Annotated in this window: 15 protein-coding genes; 12 read left to right on the forward strand and 3 right to left on the reverse strand. The window is 52.4% G+C overall.

The genetic code is table 11. The features are described 5' to 3' along the window. Positions 1 to 9: 9 nt before the first annotated feature. Positions 10 to 2,826: a transglycosylase domain-containing protein gene (locus tag I2B62_RS08820; protein WP_195268604.1), complete on the reverse strand. Its 2,817-nt coding sequence runs from the start codon at positions 2,824 to 2,826 to the stop codon at positions 10 to 12. Positions 2,827 to 3,026: 200 nt separating this feature from the next. On the opposite strand from I2B62_RS08820, the gene hflX reads away from it, so the two are divergent. The 12 genes from hflX to I2B62_RS08880 all read left to right on the forward strand — a co-directional run bounded on the left by hflX (position 3,027) and on the right by I2B62_RS08880 (position 19,017). Next, positions 3,027 to 4,838, forward strand: a complete 1,812-nt coding sequence (gene hflX / locus I2B62_RS08825) for a GTPase HflX (RefSeq protein WP_195268605.1) — start codon at positions 3,027 to 3,029, stop codon at positions 4,836 to 4,838. A gap of 11 nt (positions 4,839 to 4,849) precedes the next feature. Continuing rightward, complete coding sequence (locus I2B62_RS08830) at positions 4,850 to 5,491, forward strand: YigZ family protein (protein ID WP_195268606.1); 642 nt, start codon at positions 4,850 to 4,852, stop codon at positions 5,489 to 5,491. A gap of 129 nt (positions 5,492 to 5,620) precedes the next feature. Continuing rightward, complete coding sequence (locus tag I2B62_RS08835) at positions 5,621 to 6,346, forward strand: YebC/PmpR family DNA-binding transcriptional regulator (protein ID WP_195268607.1); 726 nt, start codon at positions 5,621 to 5,623, stop codon at positions 6,344 to 6,346. A gap of 30 nt (positions 6,347 to 6,376) precedes the next feature. Continuing rightward, positions 6,377 to 6,748 (forward strand): hypothetical protein, encoded by a 372-nt coding sequence (locus tag I2B62_RS08840; RefSeq protein ID WP_195268608.1) that lies wholly within the window; start codon positions 6,377 to 6,379, stop codon positions 6,746 to 6,748. A gap of 161 nt (positions 6,749 to 6,909) precedes the next feature. After that, positions 6,910 to 8,406 carry an NAD(P)H-hydrate dehydratase gene (locus I2B62_RS08845; protein ID WP_195268609.1) on the forward strand — a complete coding sequence of 499 codons (1,497 nt, stop codon included), beginning with the start codon at positions 6,910 to 6,912 and terminating at the stop codon, positions 8,404 to 8,406. 8 nt (positions 8,407 to 8,414) lie between these two features. Beyond that, positions 8,415 to 9,752, forward strand: a complete 1,338-nt coding sequence (gene miaB / locus I2B62_RS08850) for a tRNA (N6-isopentenyl adenosine(37)-C2)-methylthiotransferase MiaB (protein ID WP_195268610.1) — start codon at positions 8,415 to 8,417, stop codon at positions 9,750 to 9,752. A gap of 45 nt (positions 9,753 to 9,797) precedes the next feature. Further along, a complete protein-coding gene (mutS, locus tag I2B62_RS08855) occupies positions 9,798 to 12,431 on the forward strand; it encodes a DNA mismatch repair protein MutS (protein WP_195268611.1) in 2,634 nt (877 codons plus the stop codon). Positions 12,432 to 12,454: 23 nt separating this feature from the next. Then, positions 12,455 to 14,404 (forward strand): DNA mismatch repair endonuclease MutL, encoded by a 1,950-nt coding sequence (gene mutL, locus I2B62_RS08860; protein WP_195268612.1) that lies wholly within the window; start codon positions 12,455 to 12,457, stop codon positions 14,402 to 14,404. Then, the gene (gene miaA / locus I2B62_RS08865) at positions 14,405 to 15,340 is read left to right on the forward strand and encodes a tRNA (adenosine(37)-N6)-dimethylallyltransferase MiaA (protein ID WP_195268613.1); all 936 of its coding nucleotides are present in this window, start codon (positions 14,405 to 14,407) and stop codon (positions 15,338 to 15,340) included. Positions 15,341 to 15,436: 96 nt separating this feature from the next. Next, positions 15,437 to 15,955 (forward strand): peptide-methionine (S)-S-oxide reductase MsrA, encoded by a 519-nt coding sequence (gene msrA, locus I2B62_RS08870; protein WP_347707810.1) that lies wholly within the window; start codon positions 15,437 to 15,439, stop codon positions 15,953 to 15,955. A 242-nt stretch (positions 15,956 to 16,197) separates the two neighbouring features. After that, positions 16,198 to 17,562: a Trk system potassium transporter TrkA gene (gene trkA / locus I2B62_RS08875; protein ID WP_195268615.1), complete on the forward strand. Its 1,365-nt coding sequence runs from the start codon at positions 16,198 to 16,200 to the stop codon at positions 17,560 to 17,562. Between the two features lie 9 nt (positions 17,563 to 17,571). After that, positions 17,572 to 19,017, forward strand: coding sequence for a TrkH family potassium uptake protein (locus tag I2B62_RS08880; RefSeq protein ID WP_195268616.1), 1,446 nt, complete (start codon positions 17,572 to 17,574; stop codon positions 19,015 to 19,017). Positions 19,018 to 19,096: 79 nt separating this feature from the next. Here the strand turns inward: I2B62_RS08880 and I2B62_RS08885 are convergent, their stop codons facing one another. Together I2B62_RS08885 and I2B62_RS08890 are read right to left on the reverse strand one after the other, a co-directional pair. Continuing rightward, a complete protein-coding gene (locus I2B62_RS08885) occupies positions 19,097 to 19,906 on the reverse strand; it encodes a family 1 encapsulin nanocompartment shell protein (protein ID WP_195268617.1) in 810 nt (269 codons plus the stop codon). 12 nt (positions 19,907 to 19,918) lie between these two features. Next, positions 19,919 to 20,281 carry a demethoxyubiquinone hydroxylase family protein gene (locus tag I2B62_RS08890; RefSeq protein WP_074617011.1) on the reverse strand — a complete coding sequence of 121 codons (363 nt, stop codon included), beginning with the start codon at positions 20,279 to 20,281 and terminating at the stop codon, positions 19,919 to 19,921. Positions 20,282 to 20,402: the final 121 nt, after the last annotated feature.

Here is a 20,402-nt window from a genome sequence, read left to right on the forward strand (position 1 = left end):
TAAGCTCCTTTAGCTGGTAACATTGATGTTTAAAGTGCGGGTGTAGGTGGTCTCGTAGGTTTTCACCTGGTTTCCCTGCTGATAATTGACAGAGATCTTCTGCGAGACAGTAATCTGGGTAACGCCGGGGCTGGCCGCAGCGATTTGAATCTGGTTGCCGTTCTGGGAAACCGATGCCGAGGATCCGCTGGCAGAGACCACCGTGGCCGCGTTGTTAGGGCCGTTGGCGGTAACCGTAATGGCGTTTCCGGACTGCATGTTGATGGTGCCGCCCACAGCGCCCCCATTCACCAGAAAGGTGATCTCAACTCCTGGGGCGGTGGTGTGTATCGGACAGGTCTGAGACTCCGGCGGCACCATCACAGATGCCTCGGAGGCGGTGAGATACTCCGAATCGACCGGGGTGATGCCCTGCGGGAAATTCCGGTTGACCTTTTGCAGCCGCACCACGCTCTGCACCGAGCTGGCCGGGCAGTAAGGCGTAACATAGCTGTTGGTGGATGTGTCCAAGGTGACAAGCGTATGGCAGTCATCCTTTTCGGTGGGGGCGGTGCCGTCGATGAAAAGCTCGTTAAAGACCATGGAGCCTCTGGGGTCTCTGGCAGACAGGTCTGTCGCCAGCTTGCCGGAGACCCGGTCAATGGCGGCGGTGACGATGCCGCCGGGGTTATCCGGGAAGGCGGCAGACTCGAGGTCGTGGTGGATATCGTTCATGACAGCCTCAAACATGGAGGCCGGCCCCGGCTTGCTGCCCCCAAAGATACCGATGTTCAGATAATAGGTCCCCTCGCTGGTCTCCACGACATTTTCGTCATAGCCGTACCAGACAGCCATGGAATAATAGGGTGTGTAGCCGCAGAACCAGGCGTGGCGGTTTTCGTCGGTGGTTCCGGTTTTTCCCGCCACTGGCTGGCCGTCCACATAGATGTTGGTGGTTCCGCCGTTTACCACCCCTTTCAGGGCGTCTGTCATCAGATAGGCGGTCTGGGGTTTAAATACCTGCTCGGAGCTGTCGGTTTTTTCGAGCAGCGTTTTTCCGCTGCGGTCCACGACCCTGGTGTAGAAGGACGGCGTTTTGTGCACTCCCATATTGGGAAAGGTGGCGTAGGCACTGGCCATGGCCAGCGAGGACTGTCCGTGGGTATAGCCCCCAAGGGCCAGCGCTGCCGGTGTCATGTCGTTGGCATCGCCGTCCTGCACGATGTCCAGGCCAAGACGGGTGCCATAGGCGGCAGACTGGTTGAGCCCGGTCGCCACATTGGCCTGTACGGCAATGGTATTCACCGAGCTGGTGATCCCCTCGCGCACGGTGGTCAGGCCCTCAAAGGTGCCGCTGGAGTTGTTGGGCCGCCAGCCCTGGTAGGCAATGGGCACGTCGGAAAAAACCGTGCCGAGGGTGATGGTGCCGGTATCAATGCCGGGGCCGTAGGCGGTCAGGGGCTTGGTCGAGGAGCCGGGCTGGAATTTGCGGGTGGCCCGGTTCAGGGACAGGTTGGTCTTTTCCTCCCGGCCTCCGACAATCCCGGCCACATTGCCGGTGCTGTTGTCAATGACGGTCATGCCGACCTCAGGAATGTAATCTGTCTCGACGCCGGTGTCGGCTGTTTTAGCCTCGGAAGCTGCCGCTGCCGCGCCGGACTGGGAGGGGTAGAGGTCTTCATTCAACGATTCGGCCTCCATGGCGCTCTGTACCTTTGGGTCGACCGTCGCGTAGATGGTGAGCCCGCCGCCGAGCAGCATGTCGGTAGCCTCATTTTCGGTATAACGGTATTTGCTCTGAAGGTCTGTGACGACCTGCTCATATACCGCGTCGGTAAAATAGGAGTAGGTGCTGTCCGGCTCATTGTAGACAAGCCCTACCTGATTAGCGGTGAGCTCCGCGCTGGCCTGGTCGTACTGGGCCTGGTCGATATAGCCGAGCTCCAGCATTTTATCAATGACGAGCAGGGAGCGTTCCATGTTGCTGGGGTTCAGGGTATGGCGCCCGTCAGCCTCGGTGGCGAACACCTCATTGCCCTGCTCGTCGGTCGTGTAGACATAAGGGTCATAATAGGACGGCGAGTTGGCAATGGAGGCCAGTATGGCACCCTGGGCTACATCCAGATCGGAGACGCTTTTGCCAAAATAGATTTCAGAGGCGGCCTGAACGCCCCAGGCATGGGAAAGGTTGATCTTATTCAGATAGGCCTCCAGAATCTGATCCTTGGTATAGACCCGTTCCAGCTTTGTGGCCAGCACCATTTCCTGAAATTTACGGGTGACGGTCTTTTCCGAGGTCAGGTGCGTGAGCTTGATGAGCTGCTGGGTAATGGTGCTGCCGCCCGGCCCGTCCAGGCTGCCGCCGGAAAAGAGCACGCCTGCGAGAGCCCGGCCAAAGCGTTTGTAGTCAACGCCATGGTGGCTGCGGAAACGCTGGTCCTCGATGGCCACAAAGGCATTCTGTACATGGTCGGGTATGGTGTCGATGGAGACGATCTCCCGCCGCTCAGCGCCCTGAAGGTCCTGATAAAAATTCCCGTTGACATCCATGATGCGGGCATTTTCAATATAATTAAAGTTGCCGGTGTCAAGGGGCGGGGTCTGGGCGTAAAGTACGCCAAAGGCGGCGCCGCCGCTCACAACGGCCAGAGCAAAGAGAACAATGAAAATCAGACTGATTTTTTGGGGAATCGTCCGGCTGTTCCACCCTCTTTTCTTTTTTTGGGGACTTCTGGCAGCAGACTTCTCCGTTTTTCTGCCGTTTGGGGCGGCATCCTTGCGGAGAGGCGTTTTTGCGCCTTGCTTTTTCTGGGGTTCATTTTCAGGGGCAGTTTTATCTTCTAACATTATAAAACCTCCTACTTGCTTAAGTTTCTGATCGTACTATTATATCTGTAAACGAAAAAAATAGCAATGAAATCGACAATGGAGAATTCCGGGGTAGAATAGATGAAGTAAATTACCGACCTTTTTTTAAGGCATTTGTGCTATAATAAATGCGCTGTCTCTACAGACGGCGATGATTATACTATATTAAGGAAGTATTTATGAGTGAAGTAAAAGCAGAAGGGGTGCGCCGAAGCATCCTGGACGAACTGAATAAACTGATTGGCTACACCATGGAGAACCAGGTGCTGCTGGACGAACAGGTGCTTGAAGTGCTGATCCGGCTGACAAAGACCCTTGGCCGCGAAATTCTGGTGATGACCAATGACAAAAATAAGATTGAGTATGTAGGCATCGGCGACGCGTCCAAGGTGCCTCTGGACCATTCCAGGGTTCAGGAGAACCGGAAAAGCCTGAACCGCATCCGTGTCCTCCATACTCATCCCGGCGGAAACCCGCACCTGTCCGAGGAGGATTTCACAGCCTCGGACCATTTATCGGTGGAATGTATGGTGGCGGTGGGCGTGAGCGAAGCAGGGCCCGTGCGGTTTGGAATCGGCGCGCCCGTAGTCCGGGATGGAAAGGTGGTCTATGGTATGGGCATCTGCGAATCCCTGGACCAGCTGAACCGTTTTCCGCTGGAAAATTATGTGCTGGCCGCCAACCGGGCGCTGCGGCGTGACCCCAACGCGGGCTTTGACATTGAGGATGAGAAGGAGCGCGCGCTGCTGATCGGAGTGGAGGTAAACGGCAGCCGCGGCGGCATCGACCTGGAAGAATCCATGGAGGAGCTGGCCCGGCTGGTCGAAACGGCCGAGGGTGAGGTGGCTGAGGTGGTGACCCAGCACCGGCCTCAGATCGATCCGGTCTTTTACGTTGGCCGGGGCAAGCTCCTGGAAATTATGAAAATAATCCAGAATCAGGATATTAACCTCATCGTGGCCAACGATGAGCTCAGCGCCAACCAGATCGGCAATATCGAGGGTATTACGGGCGTTAAAACCATTGACCGAACCACCATCATTCTCGACATTTTTGCCCGGCAGGCAAAAACAAGGGAAGGGAAGCTTCAGGTAGAGCTGGCCCAGCAGAAATACCGCCTCAGCCATCTGAAAGGCCTGGGCATTGTGCTCTCCCGTACCGGCGGCGGCATTGGCACCCGCGGCCCGGGTGAAAAGAAGCTGGAAACCGACCGCCGCCATATCCGCAGGCAGATCGACGAGCTGGAGCGCAAAAACGCCAAGATTAACCAGACCAACGCCCTCAATGCCAAGGGCCGCCAGAAAAACAATATCCGCACCGTCTCGCTGATCGGTTATACCAACTCGGGCAAGAGCACCCTGTTTAACGTGCTCACAGAGAGCGACGCAGTTATCAAAGACGGGCTGTTCATCACCCTGGACTCCACTATCCGCAAGGTATGCCCCGAAGCGGGCGACTATCTGGTTTCGGATACTGTCGGCTTTATTGAAAAGCTGCCCCACGAGCTGATCAAGGCCTTTAAGACAACCCTTAAAGAGGTAGAGACCGCCGACCTGCTGCTGCATGTGGTGGACGCCTCCAACCCCAATTACAAAAGCCAGATTGAGGTGGTCAACCAGGTGCTGCGGGACATCGGGTCCGGCCATAAGAAGGTGCTCATGGTCTACAACAAGATGGACAGGCTGACGCCGGAAGAACAGAAGCGCTTTGAAAACAGGGCTGCCCGGGCCGGCGACGCCATCTGTATCTCGGCCAGAGAGAAATGGCAGATCGAGGCGCTGACAGGGCGCATCGACCGTGAGCTCCGGGGCATGTCCTGCGAAAAAACCTATTGTATCCCCTATGAGGACAGCCGTGCCATGGCTGTGCTCCATGAAAAAAGCACGGTTTTGGATACCCGGTACGATACGGGAGGCACCCGGGTCCGGGTTTCCGTCAGCAGTGATTTTCCGGCGCATCAGTATGAAAAGTATGAAGTGGAAGCAGAGTGACAGGAGGTAAAATGGAACAGCAGGATTATCTGACCGTGCTTACCCCTTTCGAGACAGAGCTGGAAATCAAGAAATCCCGATTTATCGGGCGGGTTTATCCCATCCAGGATGAAGCGGAAGCCGACACGCTTCTCGCCGCGGTCAAAAAAGAACATTATAAGGCCACACACGTTTGCTCCGCCTGGGTTTTGAACACAGTCCCGGCCCGACAGAAGGCCAGTGACGACGGAGAGCCCTCAGGAACAGCTGGAAAGCCTATTCTGGAGGTCATCAACAAGCGGGGCATCAAAAATGTGCTGGTGCTGGTTATCCGCTATTTTGGCGGCATTAAGCTGGGGGCCGGCGGGCTTATCCGGGCCTACAGCGGCACAGCGGCCGAAGTGCTGAACCGCTGTCAGGTGATCAAAAAACAGTTTTCTGACATGGTTACCGTTGAAATTGACTATACGAGCTACGGCGGGTTGATGAATGTACTGTCCGCCGCGGGTTTCCGGCCAGCGGCCGAAAGCTTTGGCGAAAAGGTGAGCATGGATTTTGAGATTGAAGTAAAAAAGACCGAGGCTTTTCTGGCACTGATCCGGGAAACCACCAATGGCCGGTTTGATTACGCGGTCATGGAACAGCGCTATGTGGACATACCTTTTTTAAATTAAGCGTTGATGAACCGAAAGTGGTATGATACAATTAATAGTCGGAACAAGAATTTTATAAAGCATTGGCAATAGAGGCGGATGACGCGCTTTATTGTGCAGTGGTGATTGAACTTTAAATGGAGGAATAATATGTCAGGACATTCAAAATGGGCCAATATTAAAAACAGAAAAGGAAAACAGGATGCCGCCAAGGGCAAAATCTTTACCAAGATGGCAAAATACATCGCGGTCGCAGCGCGCGAAGGCGGGTCAGACCCTGAAATGAACGCGAGACTGCGGGACGCGGTGGCAAAAGCCAAGGCAGCCAACATGCCGAATGACAACATTGACCGCGCCATTAAAAAAGGCGCCGGCGAGCTGCAGGGCGCAGTGTATGAAGAAATCACCTATGAAGGCTACGGTCCTTCAGGCGTCGCAGTGATCGTGCAGTGCCTGACCGACAATAAAAACAGAACCGCGGGCGATGTGCGCCACGCTTTTGATAAAAACGGCGGAAACCTTGGAACCAGCGGCTGCGTAAGCTTTATGTTTACTAAAAAAGGCCGCATCATGATTGAAAAGAGTGATGCCATCGACGAGGACGAGCTGATGATGGTTGCCCTGGACGCAGGCGCGGAGGATATGGAAACCTCAGATGAAGGTTATGAAATCTCAACCACACCGGAGGATTTCGCGGCTGTCATGGACGCCCTGAGAGATAACGGGATCGAGGTATTGTCCGGTGAGGTCGCCATGATCCCATCCACCGAAACCTCGTTGAGTGAAGAGGACGCCAAAAAAATGGAAAAAATGCTGGATATGTTCGACGACAATGACGATATCCAGGAAGTATGGCATAACTGGAACGAAGAATAAATACCCGCGGGCCGATTTGGAGGTACCCAGATGAGTAAAAAAAAGAAAAAGCAGGTAAAGGAACCAAAGGTTAAAAAGCAGGGAAAGGGTAAGGATTTTCTGGTCTTTATCATCATTGCTTTTGTCATGGTTTTTTTAACCTCCTCCTTTATTGTGGAGGATGTCTATAATTACGCAGACCGTATTCTCATGACACCCGATGGGGTGAAAGAGGTGTACTCGGCCAGTATAGGCCAGTCAACCTTTGTGGAGGAAGTAAAGCAAAACAATAACCCCGACACAACGAACCAGAACACACAGCCGACAGCTGCGCCGACGGTCACGCCGGAGCCGACTCCCGAGCCAACACCGGAGGCTACCCCGGAGGAAAATCCGACTCCGACCCCGGCAGAGAACCAGTAAAAATAAAGGTTATTTAAGAGAAGTAAGGACTTTCACGGGTTCTTACTTTTTTATGCTTTACAAGACGATAAAGTCTGATATAATCTAATCATCTTAAGGAATAACAAGCCCGGTATTCATAGCTTAAAGGGCGGGCGATCAATAAAGAAAAGAGGACTAAAATGAAGGTGGTAACGCCACAGGAAATGGCACAAATGGACCAGAAAATAATCGCTTCCGGTATCAGTGGAATTGATTTGATGGAAAAGGCCGGTACGGAGTGTACCCGGGTGATCGAAAGCGCGCTGGCGGAGGGAGCGTCAGTCTGTGTGGTCTGCGGTCCTGGCAACAACGGCGGCGACGGCCAGGTCATTGCCAGACAGCTCAGCGAGAGGGGTTTTTCGGTTCAGGTGTTTTTTACCGAGCCTGCGGATAAAATGTCCCCAGACAGCCAGACCAATTACAGCCGTCTTCAGGAGACCCGTGTGGTCGTTCAGTTTTTATCGCAGGAGGCAGGCCTTGAAGGCTTTGAGGCCTCTCTGGCCGGAGCGGACCTGGTGGTGGACGCTGTTTTCGGAACAGGGCTGAAGGACCGCCCGCTGGGCGAATGGTACGAGACGCTGCTGCGTGCGGTCAGCGAATGTGGAAAACGGATTGTCGCCATCGACATTCCTTCCGGGCTGCGCGGTGATAACGGCTTGACCCTGGAGGCAGCTGTGGAAGCGGACCAGACCATCATTATCCAGAACTATAAAGTGGGCTGCCTGCTCAATGACGGCCCGGACTGCGTGGGCGAGCCGGTACTCGTGGACATTGGAATTGATGAAAACAGCATTGAAAACAACAAGTATTTTGTGCAGAAGCAGGACCTGCTCTGCCCCGTAAAGCGCAAAAAGAATTCCCATAAATACGACTACGGCTCAGTGGTGATCATCGCCGGCTCAAAGGGCATGATCGGCGCCGGGCTTCTGGCGACTGAGGGCGCCCTGAAAAGCGGCGCAGGCCTGGTTACCAGCTACGTGCCCCTGGAGGTTTATCTGCCCGTGGCGGCCCGGTCTCCGGTCGAGGTAATGATCAAAACCTATGACTGCAATATTACCGGCGAGGATATTGAGCATGACCGCAAGCGGGTGGTGCTCATAGGGCCTGGGATCGGCCGGAAAAAGAATTACAGCATTATCCTGAATGACCTTCTGTATAATACCACGGTTCCGGTGGTGATCGACGCCGACGGACTTTTCCACCTGTCCAGAAACCTGGAGGTGCTCAAAGCATCCAAAACCCCCGTGATCCTGACGCCGCATTTTGGCGAGTTTTCAACGCTGACCGGCATCGACCGGGAAGAAATCCTGAAAGACCCCATCGGCCACGGCCGCCGTTTTGCGCAGGAATACCAGGTAGTGCTGGTGCTTAAGGGCTACCGGAGCATGATCTTCAGCCCAGAGGGCGAGGTGTTCTTCAACTCGACAAGCAACCCGGGAATGGCGACCGCTGGTTCCGGCGACGTGCTGGCCGGGATGATCGCAGGCTTTGCGGGACAGAGCGTGGAGCTGCTCGAAGCGGCCAAGGCCGGTGTTTTTTACCACGGCGCCGCGGGAGATTATTACGCCGGGCGTTATGGTGAAAGCACCCTGACGGCCAGGAACATCATTGATTCGTTTAAGTATGTGCTCAAATAGGAGGTTTAATGAACAAGACATATAAAATAATGACCTTTGGCTGCCAGATGAATGAAAATGACTCTGAAAAGATATCCGGCCTGCTGAAAAATATGGGCTATACGCCCGAGGAGGATGTCAAAAAAGCCGGCGTGGTGATTCTAAATACCTGCAGTGTGCGCGAAAACGCGGATGTGCGTGTGTTTGGGAATCTGGGCGCCTTTAAATCGGTTAAAAAAGTAAATCCCGATCTCGTGCTGGCCGTGTGCGGCTGTATGATGCAACAGCCGGAGATCGTTAAAAAAATAAAGGAAAAATATCCCCAGGTCGATCTGGTTTTCGGGACACACAACATCCACCAGTTTCCGCAGATGCTGGGAAATTATCTGCAAAGGGGCGAACGAATTTTTGAAATCTGGGACGACAGCAGTGAAATTATCGAGGACCTGCCCGTTGACCGCAAGTACCCCTTTAAAAGCTTTGTGACCATTATGAACGGGTGCAATAATTTCTGCACCTACTGTATTGTCCCTTATACCAGGGGCCGTGAGGTCAGCCGCCAGCCGGAAAAGATCATCGAAGAGGTAACCCGCCTGGCCGACGAGGGCTGCCTCGAGGTTACGCTTTTAGGGCAGAATGTTAATTCCTACGGCAATGATTTAAAGACCGGCTACCATTTTGCCGATCTGCTCAGAGACCTGAACCAAATCGAGAAAATTAAGCGCATCCGCTTTATGACCTCACATCCGAAGGACCTGAGTGACGAGGTGATCGAGGCCATCGCCCAGTGCGGGAAGGTCTGCCCGGCGATTCATCTGGCGATCCAGTCCGGCAGCACCCGGATATTAAAGGCCATGAACCGCCGCTACACGAAGGAACAGATCATCGGCCTGGTGGACCGGGTGCGGAGCAGAATACCGGATGTCGCCATCACGACGGACATCATCGTGGGCTTTCCGGGAGAAACCGAGGAGGATTTTCAGGATACGCTGGAGGTTATGCGGGCCTGTAAATTTGACTCGGCCTTTTCGTTCATCTATTCCATCCGAACCGGAACCCCGGCAGCGACCATGGAAAACCAGATCCCAGATGAGGTCAAGCATGACCGGCTGAACCGTCTGCTGGAGGTGCTGCGCGGCATCAGCTTTGGTTTAAACAGTAAATATGAGGGCAGAGTGCTTCCCGTACTGGTGGAGGAGCCCAGCAAAAATAATACCGACCGTCTCAGCGGCCGTACCGAAACTGGAAAGCTGGTCAATTTTGAAGGCAGCTTTGACAGTATTGGGAAAATTGTAGATGTTAAAATTACCAAAACGGGCAGTTTTAGTCTGACTGGAGTAGAAATTCAGGCGTCGGATCGTGGATAATAGATCGGGAAGCGTGAACCATATAATTTAGAAAGGGGTGATCATTTGGGTCTGACACCAATGATGCAGCAGTATTTGGAAACCCACGAGAAGGTAAAGGACGCGATTTTATTTTTTCGTCTCGGGGATTTTTATGAAATGTTTTTTGACGATGCCTTAAAGGCCTCAAAGGAGCTTGAGATCGCTTTGACTGGCAGGGACTGCGGGCTGGAAGAACGCGCGCCCATGTGCGGTGTGCCTTACCATGCGGCTGAGACGTATATCACCAAGCTGGTGGAAAAGGGCTACAAGGTGGCTATCTGTGAGCAGATGGAGGACCCCTCAGTGGCAAAAGGGATTGTCAAACGCGAGATTATCCGGGTGATCTCTCCAGGCACCATCTCGGAAGGGAAGCTGCTGGAATCTAAAAAGAATAATTACCTGATGTCCCTCTATCAGGATAAAAACACCGTCGGGCTGGCTTACCTGGATATCTCGACCGGGGACTTTTTTGTCACGGAAATTTCCGGGAAAAACACGCTGGCCCTGTTGATGGATGAGGTCGGGAAAATTGGTCCGTCAGAGATTTTGGTGAATCCGACGCTTTTTAAGGACACCGGAACCATCAAAACGCTTGAAGAAAAATTCGGGATAATGACCAACCTGTATCCGGCCCGGTATTTTGAGTTCAAAGCCTCAGAGTCAAGGCTCAAGGAACAGTTTGACGTCTACTCGCTGACAGCCCTGGACCTGGAACGGCGGGAGCACAGTGTGCGCGCTGCCGGGGCGCTTCTGCGCTATATCGACGAGACCCAGAAGCGGGTGCTCACGCACATTAACCATGTGTCCTATTATAAAAACGATGAATATATGATTCTGGACTTGTCCACAAGACGGAACCTGGAGCTGACTGAAACCATACGCTCAGGCGAGAAGAAGGGGAGCCTGCTCTGGGTTTTGGACAGGACAGTCACCGCCATGGGCGGCCGGATGCTGCGCCGCTGGCTTGAGGCGCCGCTGCTTGAAAAAGAGGCCATAGAGGCCAGGCAGAATATGGTGGAGGAGCTTTACCGCCACCCGGGAGCGCTCAAGGACCTCAAGGGCGTTCTTGGAAAGGTCTACGACCTTGAGCGTATCTGCGGGAAAATATCCTTTGGTACCTGTAACCCCAAGGATATGCTGTCGCTTAAGCAGTCTGTTTCTGCCCTGCCGCTGCTGCAGGACTTTTTCGCCGGCATCGACGCACCGGTATTTAGAGAACGCTACGGACAGGCGGACCTGCTGACCGATATTTACGACCTGGTCGATACAAGTATTGACGACAATGCCCCCTTTGCCTTAAAGGATGGCAAGGTCATCAAGCGCGGCTATAATGAGGAGATCGACAGCTACCGCGAGGCGAGCGAAAAAGGCAAGGACTGGATACGGGATCTGGAGCTCAGGGAGCGTGAGCGCACAGGCATCAAATCCCTGAAGGTCAAGTACAACCGTGTATTCGGCTACTTCATTGAAATTACCAAAACCAATCTGGACCAGACCCCTGAGGATTATATCCGCAAGCAGACCCTGGCCAACGCAGAGCGTTTTTTTACCCCTGAGCTCAAGGAAATGGAAACCAGGATTCTGGGGTCAGAGGAGCGGCTGGCACAGCTGGAATACGAGCTTTTCCAGGATGTCCGGGAAAAAATCATCGGCCAGATCGCCAGAATCCAGAAGCGGGCCAGAGATGTGGCCGAAATCGACGCCCTGTACTCTCTGGCACAGGTGGCCATAGCAGGCAACTATGTAAAACCCGAGATCACAAACGGACCGGAGCTGGAGATCGAAAATGGCCGCCATCCGGTGGTGGAGGAGATTATCGGGATTAACCATTTTGTCACCAACGGCTGCCATTTTGACGGGAAGGACCTCAGGATGATGCTGATCACCGGGCCCAACATGGCTGGGAAATCCACCTATATCCGCCAGGTAGCCGTCATCACCCTCATGGCTCAGATTGGCTCCTTTATCCCGGCGGACAGCGGCAGGATCGGCATTGTCGACCGTATTTTCACCCGTGTCGGGGCGTCCGATGATCTGGCGACCGGGCAGAGCACCTTCATGGTCGAGATGACAGAGGTATCCAATATTCTTAAAAACGCCACCCGGGACAGCCTGGTCATTCTGGATGAGATCGGCCGGGGCACCAGCACCTTTGACGGCATCAGCATTGCCTGGGCGGTGGTGGAATATCTCTGGGATGAGCAGATCATCGGGGCCAAGACCCTGTTCGCAACCCACTACCACGAGCTCACCGAGCTTGAGCATCTGAAGCCCGGCATTAAAAATTTCAGCATCGGGGTAAAGGAAACTCCGGACGGGGTGGTCTTTCTCAGAAAGATCAAAGCCGGCAGTGCGGACCAGAGCTACGGGATTGAGGTAGCCAAGCTGGCAGGCTTCCCGCCGGCGGTTACAGCCAGGGCCAGGGAAATTTTAAATATCCTGGATCAGGGCGAGGACACCTACCGTGAGGGGATGATCGCGGCCGAAAAACCGTCCTTTGAAAGCGCACAGGTAAATTTCTTCGATATGGTTCCAGCCATGTCGGAGGAGGAAAAAGCCGTGCTGAACAGCATAAAGGACCTGACCATAAACGAGATGACCCCAATGGAGGCCATGAACCAGCTTTACGGCCTGCAGAGCAAGCTGAGGGATAATTAAGGCGCGCAGCCAAGAGGTGAAACATGAAAATAAAAATGCTCAATAATGAGACCATCAATAAGATTGCGGCCGGGGAGGTAATCGTCCGGCCCGTATCCGTCATTAAGGAGCTGGTGGAAAACGCCATCGACGCCGGGTCCACCCGGGTGGTGGTGGCAGTGGAAAAAGGGGGCAAAACGAGCATCTGCGTGACGGACAATGGTGTTGGCATCGCCTATAATGAGGTGCCGCTGGCCTTTAAACGCCACGCGACCAGCAAGATATTAAAGATTGAGGACCTCGAAAGCATTGATACCCTGGGTTTCAGGGGCGAGGCCCTTTCCAGCATCTCGGCCATTGCAAGAGTGCGGATCACCACCAAAACTGCGGAGGAAGAAATCGGCAGCCAGAGCTTTTTTGAGGGCGGTGCTTTCATTAACCAGCGCGTCTGCACCTATGACCGTGGAACCGAGATTATGGTGACCGACCTTTTTTACAATACGCCCGCCCGCCAGAAGCATCTGCAAAAGGATAAAAACGAAGAAAAGCTGATCCGGGATATTTTGGAAAAGCTTTCACTTTCGCATCCTGAGATAAGCTTCACCTATATGAACGATGGCCGCGAGGTATTTAAAACCCTGGGAACTGGACAGCTAAAGGACGTGATTGAAAGCCTGTACGGCCGTGACTTTTTCAAGGGGCTCCGGGAGCTGAATGTGGAAAATGCGCCCATGTGCCTGAAGGGCTATATCAGCGATCTTACCCTGACACGCTCCACCAGGGAGGAGCAGATCTTCTTCATCAATAACCGGTTTGTGAAAAATAAAAGCCTTTCCCGCGCCTTTGAGGATGCCTACGAGGGCTATATGATGGTGCACAAACACCCGGTCGGCATTGTGTTTATAGATCTGCCCGGCCGCATGCTGGATGTCAATATTCATCCGGCCAAAACAGAAATCCAGATTCTCAATGAGAGTCTGGTATCCATTTTATTCAAGCAGGGGATACGGGATTGTCTGAAAGCGCAGAACCTGGTGGTGGACGTGAGTGAGGTGACCGCCGCGCCAGAACCGTCCGGCGAGACCGCCCGGCCAAAGCCTGTGGAGGAAGCCCTCAGCTTTCTGGCGGGTGAGAGTCAGAATTTCACCCCGGCTAGCGAAATAAACGGGAGGCCCGAAGCTGAATCTCCCGCCCCCCAGATACCAAAAGCCGAAGCAGTCCGGCCTGAAGCCGTGAAAATGGGCGCAGAGGTCCCCCACCAGGCAAGGCTTGAGGCCGCAGAAGCAGAAGCGCCAGCCCCTGCGCCGGAAGTCCCTCAGCCCCGCCAGACTTTTGTGCCTGCGCAGCCCACATCGGCCGAAACGCCCCGGGTTGCCGAGCCCACGCCAGAATACCCGATCCGTAAAGGCCCGGATTTTAAAAACGCCAAAATCATTGGCCAGCTGTTCTCCACCTATATTCTGCTTGAAAAGGGGGATGAGATCATCATGCTCGACCAGCATGCCGCGCACGAAGCCTTTTTGTATCAGGAGCTCAGGGAGCGCTTTGATCAGAAATCGGATTTTCCGGCCCAGAGTCTCATGGTGCCTCAGCCCGTGGAAATCTCGGTGCGTGAGGCCGGCCATTTTGATGAGCTGCAGCCGGAGCTCATGCGCTACGGTTTTGACTGCGACCTTTTTGGCGAAAACACGCTCATGGTCCGCAGTGTGCCCATTATCCTTGGAGAACCCCAGGACGTATCGCTTTTAAAGGCCTTTATCGAGGGGCGGGTCTATGAGGACGCTTCTGATCCGAGAAATCTTATCGAGCGCATCATTACGATGTCCTGTAAAGGCGCTGTGAAAGGACATCAGGAGCTGTCGCGTGAGGAGATCGAAACCCTGCTTGACGGAATGGGCCGTCTGGATAATCCTTATACCTGCCCCCATGGCCGGCCGATTATCCTGAAGCTGAGGGAATATGAACTCAAAAAATTATTTAAACGGGTGGTGTAAATGACAAAACCAAAGATTGCCGTGCTGGTGGGGCCGACCGCCTGCGGAAAAACCGATACCGCCGTCGAGCTGGCTAAAAAGCTCGGTGGCGAAATTATCTCTGCGGACTCCATGCAGATCTACCGGCAGATGACCATCGGCACCGCCAAACCCACTGAGGAAGAAATGCAGGGTGTTCCGCACCACCTTATCGATTGTGTGGACCCGGACGAGGAGTACAGCGTTGCGCGCTTTAAGGCGGAAGCTCTTGAGCGGATCGGGGAAATTTTGAGCCGCGGCAGACAGCCGATCGTAGCAGGAGGAACCGGGCTTTATATCAATGGGCTCACATTGCCCTGGGGCTTTCGAGAAAAAGATACAGATGAAAGGGTTCGGGAACGCCTGGCCCGTGAGGTAGAGGAAATGGGCAAGGAGGCGTTCTACGAACGTCTGAAAGCCGTGGACCCTGCCACAGCCACCACTCTGCATCCCAACAATGTCAAGCGCATGATACGGGCCTATGAAATTTACGAGGTCACCGGAAAACCCAAATCCAGCCTGGACATGGAGGCGGCCAAAGAGGAACTGCCCTATGACTATGTATTGTTGGGTATATCCATGGACCGCGCCCGGCTCTACGAGCGTATAAACCGCCGGATCGACATGATGGTGAGGGACGGGCTGGTGGACGAGGTGAAGTCTCTTTTAGACCAGGGATACACTCAGGATCTGCTTTCCATGAAGGCCATCGGTTATAAGGAGTTTCTTCCTTACCTTAAGGGAGAAATGCCCCTCGAGGAGGCCCTGCGTATCTTAAAACGCGATACCCGGCACTTTGCCAAGCGCCAGCTGACCTGGTTCAGAAAAGATCAGCGTATCCGCTGGTTTGAGGCAGAGGATTATGGCTCCAGGGCTGAGATGGCAGAGGACATGAAAGCCTGTTTTTTAACATATTGATGTAAAATTTGTCTGTTTTTAAGAAATGTTTGCTATCCTTAACACAGGGTATATGAAATGATACAATGATGAAAGGAGTGAACAGTAATGAAAAAACTGAGAACAATATATCTGGCCGGCGGATGCTTCTGGGGCCTGGAAAAATTCATGGACAATATTACCGGCGTGGTGGAAACCCGTGTCGGCTATGCCAACGGTAATAAGGAAAAGCCTACCTATAAGGAGGTCTGCACCGGACGCACGGGCTTTGCGGAAACCGTAAAGGTGGTTTATGATCCTGGCGTTATCAGCCTGGAAGCCCTGCTGATTGCCTTTTACAATGTCATCGACCCAACCAGCGTTAACCGGCAGGGCCCCGATGTCGGCTCTCAATACCGCAGCGGTATCTATTATACCGATTCGGAGGATCTACCGGTCATTGAGCATGTGACAACCATGACCTTCCGCAGGCTCGGAGGACGCAAGCCTCTCGCGACAGAGATCAAGCCTCTGAAAAACTTTTACGACGCCGAGGAATACCACCAGAAATATCTGGATAAAAATCCCGGGGGCTACTGCCACATTCCAGAATGGAAAATGGGATCTTTCAAAGACCGTGAGCTGCGGGCTTCCTAAAAACAAAAAAGACAGTGAAAACTTGATTTTCACTGTCTTTTTTAATGCCAGACTTTAGAAATAAAGACAAAATCCGGCCGGACAGAGACCTTTTCTTTGTCCGGAAAGCCAGAATTTCAGAGACCAGTGACATTTTCTGTCAACCCTTGTTTATTTTTTATTTTGTGTTAAGATGGTATTAAGAAAATGAAAAATCATATAAAGATAGCATAAAAATAATGTAAAAACGACGGAGGAATGGAATGAAAATTGTCGTTGTGGGAAATGGTAAAGTTGGCACCACCCTGACGGTTCAGCTTGCTAGAGAAGGACACGATATTATTATCGTCGACAACGATGAACGGGTAATTGAGAATGTTGTCAATGCCTATGATGTTATGGGGATCTGCGGAAACGGCGGCTCCTACGATGTATTGCAGCAGGCAGGGGTGGATACGGCAGATCTTTTTATTGCCGTGACCTCAGGCGATGAAATGAATATTCTGAGCTGTATGCTGGCAAAGAAAATGGGCGCGAAGCACACCATCGCGAGGGTTCGTAACCCCCAGTATACAAAGCTCTTGGTCTATATGCGGGATGAGCTGGGCCTCAGCATGTCCATTAATCCGGAATTTGAGGCGGCTAATGAAATTTTTCGTGTTTTAAGGCTGCCACAGGCCCTGGAGGTCGATTCCTTCTCAAAGGGCAGGGTCGATCTGGTAGCGGTGCGCATCCAGCCGAATTCAAAGCTAAACGGAAAGGCCATCGCCGGGCTTCAGAGTTTTTTCAAAGCCAATATTCTGATCTGCGCCGTCGAGCGCAGGGGCGAGGTAATCATACCGGACGGCGATTTCGTGATGCAGTGCGGAGACAAGATTTTTATTTCAGCTGCCTCCAGGGAGCTGGACCTCTTTTTTAAGGAAACGGGCATTATCAGCCATAAAATCCGAAAGGTCATGATCATCGGCGGCGGAAAAATTGCCTATTATCTGGCCAGACAGCTGATAGGCCTCAAGGTGAATGTAAAGATCATCGAACTGAATAAGCAGAGAAGCCGGGAGCTCAGCGAGCTCCTGCCCAAAGCCACTGTGGTCTACGGAGACGGGACAGATCAGGCGGTTTTGACCGAGGAGGGAATCCGAAATGTGGACGCCTGTGTCGCCTTGACTGATAATGATGAGGAAAACATTATCCTGTCCATGTACGCCGGCACCCAGAAGGTCGAAAAAATTATCACCAAGGTCAACCGGATTCCGCTGCTCAAGATCATGCAGGACGTGGGGATCGAGAGTGTCATCTCGCCTAAAATGCTCACAGCCAACCATATCGTGCGCTACGTGAGGGCCATGGAGACCACCGAGGATAACAGTATCCGCACCCTGTATAAAATTGTTGACGGGCAGGCCGAGGCCATCGAATTCCCGGTAACGCGGGATTCCGGCTTTGTGGGCCGTCCTCTGCGCGATCTGAATATCCGTAAGAATAATCTGATTGCCTGCATTATCCGAAGGGGTCGCATTATCTTTCCAAATGGGGACGCAGTTATGGAAGCCGGGGATAATGTGGTGGTGGTCACCACCACCCAGAGCTTAAAACATCTGAAGGATATACTGGACAACAGAGAATAGGACAGCGCTATGAATTATCGAATGGTTTTTTACGTCATCGGGAATATGATGAAAAGTGAGGCAGCGCTGATGCTGCTGGCGATTATTGTGGCTTTGGTTTACGGCGAGGTGGACACCATTGTCTGGTTTGTTATTCCCATGTTTATGCTGGTATCCATTGGCTTTATCCTCAGCAATAAAATGCCGGAGTACCGGAATTTTTATGCGCGCGAGGGCTTTGTGGTGGTGGCGCTTTCCTGGCTTGTCATGTCCTTTTTTGGCGGGCTGCCCTTCTTTTTAGGCGGGCAGATCCCCACGCTGGTCGACAGCTTTTTTGAAGCGGTTTCGGGCTTTACCACAACAGGCTCCACGATTTTGACCAACATAGAGGCGCTGCCGAACAGCATGTTGTTCTGGCGCAGCTTTACTCACTGGATCGGCGGCATGGGGATTCTGGTTTTTGTCCTGACCATCATGCCGAAAACAGAAGGGAATTCCATCTATCTCATGCGGGCGGAAATGCCTGGTACCTCTGTGGAAAAGCTGGTGTCCAAGGTACGCCCGACGGTAAGAATTTTGTATGGGATTTATCTGGGAATGACGCTTCTGCTGATTCTCCTGCTGGTGGTGGGCGGTATGCCGCTGTTTGACAGCATCATCAACGCCATGGGCACCGCGGGAACCGGCGGGTATTCTTTAAAGAATGACAGCATTGCCTATTACAACAGCGCCTATATTGATGTGGTCCTGACGATTTTTATGCTTATGTTCGCCGTCAACTTTAATCTTTACCACCTGGTATTTATTAAAAAGGGAAAGGATTTTTTCAAAAGCGAGGAGCTTCGTTGGTTTATTGGCATTGTGGCTGTGGCCATCGCGTTAATCACCATTGATTTGCTGCCCCAATACGGAGAGAATATTTTGGAGACCCTGCGCTATTCATCCTTTCAGGTAGCCTCCATTATCACAACGACGGGTTTTGCCACGGCCAATTTTGATTTGTGGCCGAGCTTTTCAAAATATATTCTGCTCTTTTTGATGTTTATCGGCGCCTGCGCTGGTTCTACCGGCGGCGGGATCAAGGTTTCACGCTGGCTCATCATTGTCAAGACAGCGGCCAATGAGCTCAAGAAGATGATCCGTCCCCGCCAGGTGACAACCGTCAAATTTGAAGGCAAGCCCCTTGGCGCGCAGATCGTCGCCAGTGTCTACACCTATCTGGCCGTTTATATATTAATTTTTGCAGCCTCACTGCTGGTGCTCTCGCTGGACCAGTATGATTTTCTGACTAATTTTTCGGCGGTGGCGACCTGTATCAACAATGTCGGCCCGGGCTTTAACGCCATCGGTCCCGTTGAGAATTTTTCGGATTTTTCAACGGTGTCCAAGCTGGTGCTCTGCTTTAATATGCTGGCCGGACGGCTTGAGATCTTTCCGATTTTGATGCTGTTTGCACCCCATACCTGGAAAAATTAAATAAAAATATAAAAGCATGGACTTGGGGGAGTCCATGCTTTTTTTAATCTTTAAGGGAAAGTAGTATGCTCAGTTAAAGCTATTCAAACACGACGATCGCTTCTCCATTTTTAACGCGGAGGGCAATGGTTTCGAGGATTCTGAAATGGTGGTTCAGATCAACCAGCTCGAGATAGGAGGAGGCCATATCCTGACCAACGGCCAGATCCATATACTGTGCTTCGGAGCAGACCAAGAGGGCTTTGCCAGCCAGGGTATTGCTCTTAAATACACGGCCGCCTAAAAGCTCACGGATACGGTCGATTTCCATCAATCCAGTACCTGGCTGGATACGCTGAAGCTGGTAGTACAAATCCGGACCCATGGCCAGAGAATAACGGCCGATAATGCCTTTTTCATCTAAAAGGGCAGCGGCGGCAGCAATGTTTGAAAAAGCGTTTTCGCCGGTTCCCCAGTCCTCACGTTTCATGGTGGTAGCACCCTGGGCGTTTAAAAGACCCTCAAGACCTAAGGCTTTATTGCCAAAAAAGATCATTTTGTCTTCAGCCTTAGCCAGGGCCTGGGCCGCTCTGGCAACAGCAGACAGGTCAATGGGAGTGCCCATTCTCTGGCTGGCTTCCAGATCGCGCCATAAAATCATGAAATCGGCGTAAAGCTGTGGCAGTTCGACAAATTTTCTGCCGGTTGTACGGACAAAATCATCTTCGAATTCTTCCTCTTTTGTCTGAGCGTCAACATTTACGCCCTGGATTCCGGCGCCTAAGGGGCCATACAGAGGTAAAAAACGGCGGGCGACCATACATTTCTTGGCAGCTTCAACCACTGTGTTATCAATCTGTTCCCAGAGGTCATCACCAAAGGGAGCGGTTGTTCTTGCTAAATAGTCCATGTAAAACGCCTCCTACTCTATGAGACTGCCGATGGTAGCACCTTCAGGGGATTGGGCGTCACTGCTTCCGGTTGGGATGCCTAAATCTTCCATCATTTCGTGCACCTCTTCGGCACCATCTTCAAAAAGTTTTGCTTCTTCAGGATCTAAGTAACGCATCAGAGTGGTTAATTCTCCAATGTGGGCTTTTTCTTCATCGCGAATATCGGCCAGTACCTTTTTGGCAACGACATTATCAGTTGCCTGTACGTGGGCGTCATATAAATAAATGGCTTCCAGTTCTCCTGCGAGATCAAGGCGGATGGCCTGTGCCAATTCCTTCTTGGTCATTTTTCTTTCTACGTTTCCTGCAAACGGATCTCCAAATGCTGGCATAATCTGTTCACTCCTTTCAATTTATCTGAAATGATATATACCCTCTCTTATTTAAGAATAACCATTTATCAAAAAAGTTTTTTGTGTTATAATCAGGGTGTTGCTAATTTGAAAATTCCAA

Origin of the sequence: Eubacterium sp. 1001713B170207_170306_E7 (assembly GCF_015547515.1) — a bacterium.
Lineage (GTDB): Bacteria > Bacillota > Clostridia > Eubacteriales > Eubacteriaceae > Eubacterium.

Bases quoted from the DNA above. Each gene is read 5' to 3' on its own strand.
- I2B62_RS08820 (WP_195268604.1), bottom strand. From the start codon at position 2,826: ATGTTAGAAGATAAAACTGCCCCTGAAAATGAACCCCAGAAAAAGCAA.
- hflX (WP_195268605.1), top strand. From the start codon at position 3,027: ATGAGTGAAGTAAAAGCAGAAGGGGTGCGCCGAAGCATCCTGGACGAA.
- I2B62_RS08830 (WP_195268606.1), top strand. From the start codon at position 4,850: ATGGAACAGCAGGATTATCTGACCGTGCTTACCCCTTTCGAGACAGAG.
- I2B62_RS08835 (WP_195268607.1), top strand. From the start codon at position 5,621: ATGTCAGGACATTCAAAATGGGCCAATATTAAAAACAGAAAAGGAAAA.
- I2B62_RS08840 (WP_195268608.1), top strand. From the start codon at position 6,377: ATGAGTAAAAAAAAGAAAAAGCAGGTAAAGGAACCAAAGGTTAAAAAG.
- I2B62_RS08845 (WP_195268609.1), top strand. From the start codon at position 6,910: ATGAAGGTGGTAACGCCACAGGAAATGGCACAAATGGACCAGAAAATA.
- miaB (WP_195268610.1), top strand. From the start codon at position 8,415: ATGAACAAGACATATAAAATAATGACCTTTGGCTGCCAGATGAATGAA.
- mutL (WP_195268612.1), top strand. From the start codon at position 12,455: ATGAAAATAAAAATGCTCAATAATGAGACCATCAATAAGATTGCGGCC.
- miaA (WP_195268613.1), top strand. From the start codon at position 14,405: ATGACAAAACCAAAGATTGCCGTGCTGGTGGGGCCGACCGCCTGCGGA.
- trkA (WP_195268615.1), top strand. From the start codon at position 16,198: ATGAAAATTGTCGTTGTGGGAAATGGTAAAGTTGGCACCACCCTGACG.
- I2B62_RS08880 (WP_195268616.1), top strand. From the start codon at position 17,572: ATGAATTATCGAATGGTTTTTTACGTCATCGGGAATATGATGAAAAGT.
- I2B62_RS08885 (WP_195268617.1), bottom strand. From the start codon at position 19,906: ATGGACTATTTAGCAAGAACAACCGCTCCCTTTGGTGATGACCTCTGG.
- I2B62_RS08890 (WP_074617011.1), bottom strand. From the start codon at position 20,281: ATGCCAGCATTTGGAGATCCGTTTGCAGGAAACGTAGAAAGAAAAATG.